This is a genomic window from Variovorax sp. GW460-12-1-14-LB1 (genome assembly GCF_059423605.1).
The window spans coordinates 1-8,683 of the sequence record NZ_JBWKYF010000130.1; the positions used below are offsets into that span (position 1 = coordinate 1).

An 8,683-nucleotide genomic window follows, 5' to 3' on the forward strand; every position below is an offset into this window, starting at 1 on the left:
GCCGTGGTCAACGTGACCGATCGTGCCCACGTTCACGTGCGGCTTGGTGCGGGTGAATTTACCTTTTGCCATTTTTCGACTCCGAAAAAAACGATTTCAACGCATGCAGATGGGTCGCAAGCCTGTCGTTGCAACCCCAGAAAACTGGTGCCCTTTGCGGGAATCGGACCCGCGACCTCTCCCTTACCAAGGGAGTGCTCTACCACTGAGCCAAAAGGGCTTTTGTTCTAACCAAATCGCTTCCGGCGCCGAACCGGGTCTCTGGAGCGGGAGACGGGAATCGAACCCGCGTCATCAGCTTGGAAGGCTGGGGTTCTACCATTGAACTACTCCCGCATCGGGGGCACTTCAAGGCACCCAAAGCGCTAGATCCAATCGCTCTTAGAAACCAAATTCATCGCTGGTGGAGAGGGCTGGATTCGAACCAGCGTACTCGTAAGAGGGCAGATTTACAGTCTGCTGCCATTAACCACTCGGCCACCTCTCCGGCGAACCTCGAAATATAGCACGATTTTGTGACTACACAGGATTCCCAGCAAAAGATGAAGCGTGGAAACCTGCTCGAGGTGTGAAGCCTCTGATTATGAGCGAAGTTCGGAGCCTCCCGACTGCTGCGCCTCACGCCATGCACGGGCTTGGCCAAAATGACCGCAGCCGATGAACGGGACCGGCGGCCGAAGCGCAGAAAGCGGCGAGGGATGATTCGACATCAGCACCTTATGGCGCCCAACATCGATCAACGCACGCTTACTTTGCGCGTGCGAGCCCCATAGCATAAAAACAACAGGTCGTTCGCCCTGCGCCACATGGCGAATCACGGCGTCGGTCAGCACTTCCCAGCCGCGGCCTGCGTGGCTGGCCGGCTGAGCTTCTTCGACCGTCAGACAGGTGTTGAGCAGCAGCACGCCGTGCGTCGCCCATTTCACGAGACTGCCGCCCGGGTTCGGAAACGCCGGCGGCGGCGTGCCCAGATCGCGCTGGAGTTCCTTGAAGATGTTGCGCAGCGACGGCGGCAGGGCCACGCCCGATGCCACCGAGAAGGCCAGCCCCTCGGCCTGCCCGCGCCCGTGGTATGGGTCCTGGCCCAGGATCACCACCCGCACGTCTTCCGGCGGCGTGAGCTCCAGCGCCCGCAGCGGCTGCGGCGGAAAGATCACCGCCCCGGCGTCGAGGCGCTCGCGCAGGAAACCCTCCAGCTTCTGGCCGACCGCGCTGGCGAAGAATTCGTCGACCAGCGGCTGCCAGCCCGGCGCCACCGGCCAGTCGGCAGGATCGCTGCTCGACAGCTGGTCCGGCCGCGTCATTTGAACAATGCGGCGAGTGCCTCGCCGGGTTCCTTGGCGCGCATGAAGGCTTCGCCGACGAGGAAGGCGTTGACGCCCGCGGCGCGCAGCGTGGCGACATCCTCGCGCGTGGCGATGCCCGATTCGGTCACCGGCAGGCGGTCCGCCGGCAGCCTGGGCAGCAGATCGATGGTCGCCTGGATCGACACCTCGAAGTTGCGCAGATTGCGGTTGTTGACGCCGATGAGCGGCGTCTTGAGCTTCAGTGCGCGATCGAGCTCGGCCGCGTCGTGCACCTCGACCAGCACCGCCATGCCCAGCCCGCGCGCGATGGCTTCGTAGTCCTTCATCTGCGCGTCGTCGAGGCAGGCGGCGATCAGCAGGATCGCGTCGGCGCCCATCGCGCGCGACTCGTACACCTGGTAGGCGTCGACGATGAAATCCTTGCGCAGCACGGGCAGGTCGCACGAGGCGCGCGCCTGCTTGAGGTAGTCGACGCCGCCCTGGAAGAACTGCTTGTCGGTCAGCACCGAGAGGCAGGCCGCGCTCACCACGCCGTCGCCCTCAGCATAGCTTTGTGCGATGTCGGCCGGAATGAAGTCTTCGCGCAGCACGCCCTTGCTCGGGCTGGCCTTCTTGACCTCGGCGATCACCGCCGCCTGGCCGGCCGCGATCTTGGCGCGCAAGGCGGCCTCGAAATCGCGCGTGAGCACGCGGCTTTCGGCGTCGAAGCGCACGGCTTCGAGCGGGGCACGCTTCAGCGCGGCAGCGACTTCCTGGCGTTTGACGGCGACGATCTTGTCGAGAATGTCTGACATGGCTTGCTCTGCTTTCGGTGGCACGACGGCCTGATTCTCAGAAGGAGGTGGAGGCCGCGACCAGCTCATCGAGCTTGGCCCTGGCCGCACCGGACGCGATGGCCTGGCGCGAGCGCTCCACGCCCGCCGGCACCGAGTCGACCACGTTGGCCGCGTACAGCGCCGCGCCCGCGTTGAGGAGCACGATGTCCAGCGCCGGGCCGGCCTGGTTGTCCAGCACGCCGATCAGCATGGCCTTTGACTGCTCGGGCGTCTCGACGCGCAGCGAACGGTTGCTCGCCATCTGGAAGCCGAAGTCTTCGGGGTGCAGTTCGTACTCGCGGATCTCGCCGTCCTTGAGCTCGCCGATCATGGTGGCAGCGCCCAGTGAGATCTCGTCCATGCCGTCGCGGCCGTAGACCACCAGCGCATGCTCGGCGCCGAGGCGTTGCAGCGCACGCACCTGGATACCCACGAGGTCGGGGTGAAACACGCCCATCAGGATGTTCGGTGCGCCGGCCGGGTTGGTCAGCGGGCCGAGGATGTTGAAGATCGTCTTGATGCCGAGCTCCTTGCGCACCGGCGCGACGTTCTTCATCGCGGGGTGGTGGTTCGGCGCGAACATGAAGCCGATGCCGACCTGCGCGATGCACTGCGCGATCTGTTCGGGCTTGAGGTTTATGTTGACGCCCAGCGACTCCAGCACGTCGGCACTGCCCGACTTGCTCGACACGCTGCGCCCGCCGTGCTTGCTCACCTTGGCGCCGGCCGCGGCCGCGACGAACATCGAGCAGGTCGAGATGTTGAAGGTGTGCGAGCCGTCGCCGCCGGTGCCCACGATGTCCACGAGGTTCGTGGTGTCGGCCACGGGCACCTTGGTCGACACCTCGCGCATCACCTGCGCGGCGGCGGTGATCTCGCCGATGGTTTCCTTCTTCACGCGCAGGCCGGTGATCAACGCGGCCATCATCACGGGCGAACACTCGCCGCTCATGATGAGCCGCACGATGTGCAGCATCTCGTCGTGGAAGACTTCTCGGTGTTCGATGGTGCGCTGCAGCGCTTCCTGGGGGGTGATCATGAAGGGTCTCCTCGGTGTGTGCGTGTAGCCAGGCTTCAGAAGGTGTGAATGAATCCGGCGTGGCCGAGCAGCCCGCCCAGGCGCGCCCCATCAAGGCGCAAAGCGCAGCCATAGCTCGGGCTATGGCGAGCATTTGCAACGCAGAGGGGGCGTGTCTGGGCGGGATGAGCGGACATGGCGGGTTCGTTCACACCTTCTCAAGCCTTGAAGAAGCCGCGGATCGCCGCGACAGCGCGGTCGACGCCCGCGGCATCGACATCCAGGTGCGTCACGAAGCGCAGGCGGTACAGCCCGGTCGCGAGGATGCCCTGCTCATTGAGGCTGGCGAGCAGCGCCGCAGAACGCGCCTGCGCTGCCCCCGTGAGATCGACGAACACGATGTTCGTGTGCGGCGCCTCGACCTTCAGGCCTTCGATGCCCTCGAGCCCCTGTGCAAGGCGCTGCGCCAGCGCATGGTCGTCGGCCAGGCGGTCGATGTGGTGGTCGAGCGCATGCGAGGCCGCGGCCGCCAGCAGGCCAGCCTGCCGCATGCCGCCGCCCGCCATCTTGCGGATGCGGTGGGCGCGCGCGATGAACTCGCGCGAACCGACCAACGTCGAGCCGATGGGTGCGCCCAGGCCCTTGCTGAAGCACACCGACACGCTGTCGAAGCACTGCGCGATACGGCGGGCTTCGGCGCGGATGTCGGTTCGCTTGTTCAGCGCAGCCTGTGCGGTGGCGGCATTGAAAAGCCGCGCGCCATCGAGGTGCCGCTGCAGCCCCTTGCTTTTCGCCAGGTCGGTCGCGGCCTGCACGTAGTCGAAGGGCAGCAGCTTGCCGCCCAGCGTGTTTTCCAGCGCCAGCAGCTTCGTGCGCGCGAAGTGCGCGTCGTCGGGCTTGATGGCCGCCTCGATCTGCGCGAGCGGCAGCGTGCCGTCGGGGGCGTGGTCCAGCGGCTGCGGCTGCACGCTGCCGAACACCGCGGCGCCGCCGCCTTCCCAGCGGTAGGCGTGCGCCTGCTGGCCGACGATGTACTCGTCGCCGCGGCCGCAGTGCGACAGGATCGCGCACAGGTTGCTCTGCGTGCCGGTGGGCACGAACAGCGCCGCCTCGAAGCCCAGCAGCGCGGCGATCTTCTCCTGCAGCGCATTGACGCTCGGGTCGGTGCCGAAGACGTCGTCGCCCAGCGGCGCAGCCGCCATGGCCTCGCGCATCGCAGGCGTGGGCTGCGTGACGGTGTCGCTGCGCAGGTCGACGATGGGAGTGCGTTCGGTCATGGTGGGTCAGTCCAGGAAGTTTTTAAGCATGGCGTGGCCGTGCTCGGTGAGGATCGATTCAGGATGGAACTGCACGCCTTCGATGCGCACGTCGTGCGCAAAGCCGGTGTGCCGCACACCCATGATCTCGCCGTCGTCGGTCCAGGCGGTGACAGCCAGCTCTTTCGGGCAGCTCTCGCGCTCGATCGAGAGCGAGTGGTAGCGGTTGACGATGAACTTCTGCGGCAGCCCCGCGAACACGCCCTCTTGCGTGGTCGTGATCTCGCTGGTCTTGCCGTGCATGAGCTGCTGCGCACGCACGATCTTGCCGCCGAAGGCCGCGCCGATGGCCTGGTGGCCCAGGCACACGCCCAGGATGGGTAGCTTGCCCGCGAAGGCCTCGATGGCCGCCACCGACACGCCCGCCTCGGCCGGCGAACACGGACCCGGCGACACCACCAGCCGCGTCACGCCCGAAGCGATCAGCGCGCCAATCTGCTCGACGGTGATCTCGTCGTTGCGATGCACCTGCACGTCCGCTCCCAGCTCGCCGAAGTACTGGACGATGTTGTAGGTGAACGAATCGTAGTTGTCGATCATCAGCAGTTTCATGGCTTGCTCACAATCCGGTGCACGCCCTTCACGACGGGGAACACGTTGAAGTTGATGAGAAGGCCCAGCTTGAGGCCCGAGAGGCGCAATGCGGCGAGCACCTGCGCACGGTGCAGGTCGGTCAGCACATCGACCGCCTTGAGTTCGACGATGACCGACTGCTCGATCACGAAGCCCGCGCGGTACACCTCGCCGAGCGACCGGCCCTTGTAGCTGGCCGACAGCGCCACGTCGCGCGTGAAGCCGATCTCGCGCTCGGCGAGTTCGATGGCCAGCGCTGCGGCATAGGCCCCTTCGTCGAGCCCCGTGCCGAGCACGCGCTGCACCTCGACGGCGGCGCCGATGATCTCGTGCGAGAAGTCGTTCTGGATGTCCGGTGCGGAATTCATCGTATTACCTCCGTGCTGCGCACTGCGGTGCGAGCTTGCTTGGGGCGGCCCGGCGCTGCGCTCATTCCAGGCCTTCCTCGACCAGTTCGGCGGCACGCAGCAGTGCGCGCGCCTTGGCTTCTGTTTCCTTCCACTCCAGCTCGGGCACCGAGTCGGCGACCACGCCGGCCGCGGCCTGCACGTGCAGCATCTGGTCCTTCACGATGCCGGTGCGGATCGCGATGGCCACATCCATGTCGCCCGCGTAGCTGATGTAGCCGCAGGCGCCGCCGTACAGGCCACGCTTGGTGGGCTCGAGCTGGTCGATGAGTTCCATCGCATGCACCTTGGGCGCGCCGGTCAGCGTGCCGGCGGGGAACGTGGCCTTGAGCACGTCGATGGCGGTCATGCCGTCCTTCAGCGTGCCCTCGACGTTGCTCACGATGTGCATCACGTGGCTGTAGCGCTCCACCGCGAAGGCCTCGGTCACCTTCACGGTGCCGGTCTTGGCGATGCGGCCGATGTCGTTGCGCGCGAGGTCGATCAGCATCACGTGCTCGGCGCGCTCCTTCGGGTCGTTGATGAGTTCCACCTCGGCCGCCTTGTCGAGCTCGAGCGACGCGCCGCGCGGGCGCGTGCCGGCCAGCGGGCGGATGGTGATCTTCTGCTCGCCGTCACCCGTGTTCTCCTGGCGCACCAGGATCTCGGGCGAGGCGCCCACCACGTGGAAGTCGCCCAGGTTGTAGTAGTACATGTAGGGCGACGGGTTCAGCGAACGCAGCGCGCGGTACAGCGACAGCGGCGACTCGGTGTAGCGCTTGCTGATGCGCTGGCCCACCTGCACCTGCATGAAGTCGCCGGCGGCGATCATCTCCTTGGCACGCTCCACGGCCGCGAGGTAGTCGGCCTTGGCGAAGCTGCGCTCGGGCGGATGCGCCTGCGTGGGCTTCACGACGGGCGCGCTCACCGAGTACTTGAGCTTGTCCTTCAGCTCGCGCAGGCGGCGCTTGCCCACGGCGTAGGCCTCGGGCTGCTTCGGGTCGGCGTAGACGATGAGGTAGAGCTTGCCCGACAGGTTGTCGATGACCGCGAGTTCTTCGCACTGCAGCAGCAGGATGTCGGGGCAGCCCAGCGCGTCGGGCGGGCAGCTTTTTTCGAGCTTGCGCTCGATGTGGCGCACGGTGTCGTAGCCGAAGTAGCCGGCCAGGCCGCCACAGAAGCGCGGCAGGCCGGGCCGCAGCGCGACCTTGAAGCGCTTCTGGTAGTCGGCCACGAAGTCCAGCGGATTGCCCCTGGCGGTCTCGACGACCTGGCCGTCGGTCACGACTTCGGTGACCGCCTCGTCGCCGAAGCCCGAGGCACGCAACAAGGTGCGCGCCGGCAGGCCGATGAAGCTGTAGCGCCCGAAGCGCTCGCCGCCCACCACCGATTCGAGCAGGAAGCTGTGCTTGCCGCCGCCCTGCGAATGGGCGAGTTTCAGATAGAGGGAAAGCGGGGTTTCGAGGTCGGCAAAGGCCTCGGCCATCAGCGGGATGCGGTTGTAGCCCTGGGCGCTGAGGCTCTTGAATTCAAGTTCGGTGATCACGGATCGTTCTCCAGTTGCCTGCCGACGCTCCTTTGGCCGGTGGCAAGGTCATTCACGAGAGTGGCCCGGTGCCGGCATGCGTGCCGGCTCGGAACCGCGGGCGCACGGCGTGCGCCGCGCAATCAAACAGTCAGCGATGTATGGCGACGCCAGGGCCAGGCTCCCCGGCTGCCTTCACCTGTTTGAATGATGTGATGAACGAACATGGAGCGCCGAGTTTAGCCCACGAAAACCAGGCCTTGTGCAACCGCAGGCTTCAGGGTTCCCCCGAAGCCTCTCGGATAAAACGAAAAGATACATTCGCACGACCGTTCGCAAATTCAAGGAGACTCACTTGCTCGCACCCCTGCTCCCGGCCGTGTTCTCCCGCCTCGCGGCGCTCGCTGTCCTCTCGGCCGCGCTCTGCGGCAGTGCCTTCGCGGCGCAGGTCGAGGTGGCGGGCGTCAAGCTCGACGACCAGATGGACCTGCGCGGCGCCCCGCTGGTGCTCAATGGCGCGGGCATCCGCTACAAGACCATCATCAAGGTCTACACGGCCGGCCTGTACCTGGGCAAGAAGGCCTCGACCACCGAAGAGGCGCTGGCCGTGCCGGGGCCCAAGCGCGTGGCGATCACGATGCTGCGCGACATCGACGCCAACGAGCTCGGCAAGCTCTTCGTGAAGGGCGTGGAAGACAACTCGCCCAAGAGCGAAATGGTCAACCTGATCCCCGGCCTGCTGCGCATGGGCCAGATGTTCGCGGACCAGAAGCAGCTCAAGGCCGGCGACACCTTCACCATCGACTGGGTGCCCGGCACGGGCACGCTGATCACGGTGCGCGGCGTGCCGCAACCCGACCCGGTGAAGGAAGTGGCGTTCTTCAATGCACTGATGCGCATCTGGCTCGGCCCGAACCCGGCCGACTGGAAGCTGAAGGACGCGCTGCTCGGTAAGCAGTAAGCCGGCGCAGGCCCCTCAGGCCGCCGCGAGGTCGGCCAGCGATTCCACGAACCCGTCCGCATCCACGCCGCGCACCGGCTCGCCGTGGTTGTAGCCGTAGGTCACGAGCACCACGGGGCAGCCGGCGGCGCGCGCGGCACGCGCGTCGTTGCTCGAGTCGCCGACCATCAACGTGCGCGCAGGCACCGTGCCCAGCGCCTCGCAGGTTTTCAGCAACGGCAGCGGATCGGGCTTCTTGCGCTCGAAGGCATCGCCGCCGAACACCTGCTCGAAGAAGCCGTCGAGCCCCTTCGCGGCCAGCAGCGGCTTGGCGAAGGAGGTCGGCTTGTTCGTGAGGCAGGCCAGCCGCAGCCCGCGCGCGCGCAGCGCCTTCAGGCCCTCGACCACGCCAGGGTAGGCGGCCGAATACCGGCCGTTGATCTCCAGGTAGTGGTGCTGGTAGCGCTCCCACGCGCGATCGAACAGCGCCGCCGGGGCCGGTGCACCCACGTGCGCCAGCGCCGACAGGATCAGGTGCTCCGACCCCTTGCCCACCATGCGCTCGATGGCGGCGGGTGCCACCGGCGGCAGCTCGAGGTCGCGCAGCATGCGGTTCAGGGCCTCGGCAAAGTCGCCGAGCGTGTCGACCATGGTGCCGTCGAGGTCGACGATGGCGGCGTCGAAGCGGGAGAGATCGGTGCGAAGAGTGTCCAAAACAGGCGGCTCCCGGGAGCGAAGTGGGTGGTGGATGCGCGAGGCACGCATTGTCCCCCGGCCGCAAAATAGGCGCCCATGACCCCCAC

Annotated in this window: 9 protein-coding genes, 3 tRNA genes and 1 pseudogene; 1 reads left to right on the plus strand and 12 read right to left on the minus strand. The window is 66.5% G+C overall.

All coding sequences use genetic code 11. The features are described from left to right. From AC07Y4_RS32115 to trpE, 11 genes and pseudogenes are all read right to left on the minus strand, one after another. A pseudogene (locus tag AC07Y4_RS32115) lies at nt 1-72 on the minus strand (GTP-binding protein); the annotation flags it as partial. Between the two features lie 73 nt (nt 73-145). Then, nucleotides 146-220: transfer RNA gene (locus AC07Y4_RS32120), tRNA-Thr, on the minus strand. 42 nt (nt 221-262) lie between these two features. Beyond that, nucleotides 263-336: transfer RNA gene (locus AC07Y4_RS32125), tRNA-Gly, on the minus strand. Between the two features lie 65 nt (nt 337-401). Then, nucleotides 402-487: transfer RNA gene (locus AC07Y4_RS32130), tRNA-Tyr, on the minus strand. A 94-nt stretch (nt 488-581) separates the two neighbouring features. After that, entirely contained in the window at nt 582-1,304 is a 723-nt protein-coding gene (locus AC07Y4_RS32135) for a uracil-DNA glycosylase (RefSeq protein ID WP_495275641.1), read from the minus strand. Then, nucleotides 1,301-2,101: an indole-3-glycerol phosphate synthase TrpC gene (trpC, locus tag AC07Y4_RS32140; RefSeq protein WP_070063899.1), complete on the minus strand. Its 801-nt coding sequence runs from the start codon at nt 2,099-2,101 to the stop codon at nt 1,301-1,303. The genes AC07Y4_RS32135 and trpC overlap by 4 nt, the downstream gene beginning before the upstream one ends. A gap of 37 nt (nt 2,102-2,138) precedes the next feature. Then, nucleotides 2,139-3,161, minus strand: a complete 1,023-nt coding sequence (gene trpD, locus AC07Y4_RS32145) for an anthranilate phosphoribosyltransferase (RefSeq protein WP_495275642.1) — start codon at nt 3,159-3,161, stop codon at nt 2,139-2,141. Nucleotides 3,162-3,358: 197 nt separating this feature from the next. Beyond that, nucleotides 3,359-4,417, minus strand: a complete 1,059-nt coding sequence (gene ltaE, locus AC07Y4_RS32150) for a low-specificity L-threonine aldolase (protein ID WP_492700328.1) — start codon at nt 4,415-4,417, stop codon at nt 3,359-3,361. A 6-nt stretch (nt 4,418-4,423) separates the two neighbouring features. Then, nucleotides 4,424-5,008 carry an aminodeoxychorismate/anthranilate synthase component II gene (locus tag AC07Y4_RS32155; protein WP_070063896.1) on the minus strand — a complete coding sequence of 195 codons (585 nt, stop codon included), beginning with the start codon at nt 5,006-5,008 and terminating at the stop codon, nt 4,424-4,426. Next, nucleotides 5,005-5,397: a GxxExxY protein gene (locus AC07Y4_RS32160; RefSeq protein WP_495275643.1), complete on the minus strand. Its 393-nt coding sequence runs from the start codon at nt 5,395-5,397 to the stop codon at nt 5,005-5,007. The genes AC07Y4_RS32155 and AC07Y4_RS32160 overlap by 4 nt, the downstream gene beginning before the upstream one ends. A gap of 61 nt (nt 5,398-5,458) precedes the next feature. Further along, the gene (gene trpE / locus AC07Y4_RS32165) at nt 5,459-6,961 is read right to left on the minus strand and encodes an anthranilate synthase component I (RefSeq protein WP_495275644.1); all 1,503 of its coding nucleotides are present in this window, start codon (nt 6,959-6,961) and stop codon (nt 5,459-5,461) included. Nucleotides 6,962-7,295: 334 nt separating this feature from the next. Between trpE and AC07Y4_RS32170 the strand changes: the two genes are divergently transcribed. Further along, on the plus strand, nt 7,296-7,901 hold the full coding sequence (locus AC07Y4_RS32170) for a chalcone isomerase family protein (protein ID WP_095743420.1): 606 nt from the start codon (nt 7,296-7,298) through the stop codon (nt 7,899-7,901). Nucleotides 7,902-7,916: 15 nt separating this feature from the next. Here the strand turns inward: AC07Y4_RS32170 and AC07Y4_RS32175 are convergent, their stop codons facing one another. After that, nucleotides 7,917-8,594, minus strand: coding sequence for a phosphoglycolate phosphatase (locus AC07Y4_RS32175; RefSeq protein WP_492687334.1), 678 nt, complete (start codon nt 8,592-8,594; stop codon nt 7,917-7,919). Nucleotides 8,595-8,683: the final 89 nt, after the last annotated feature.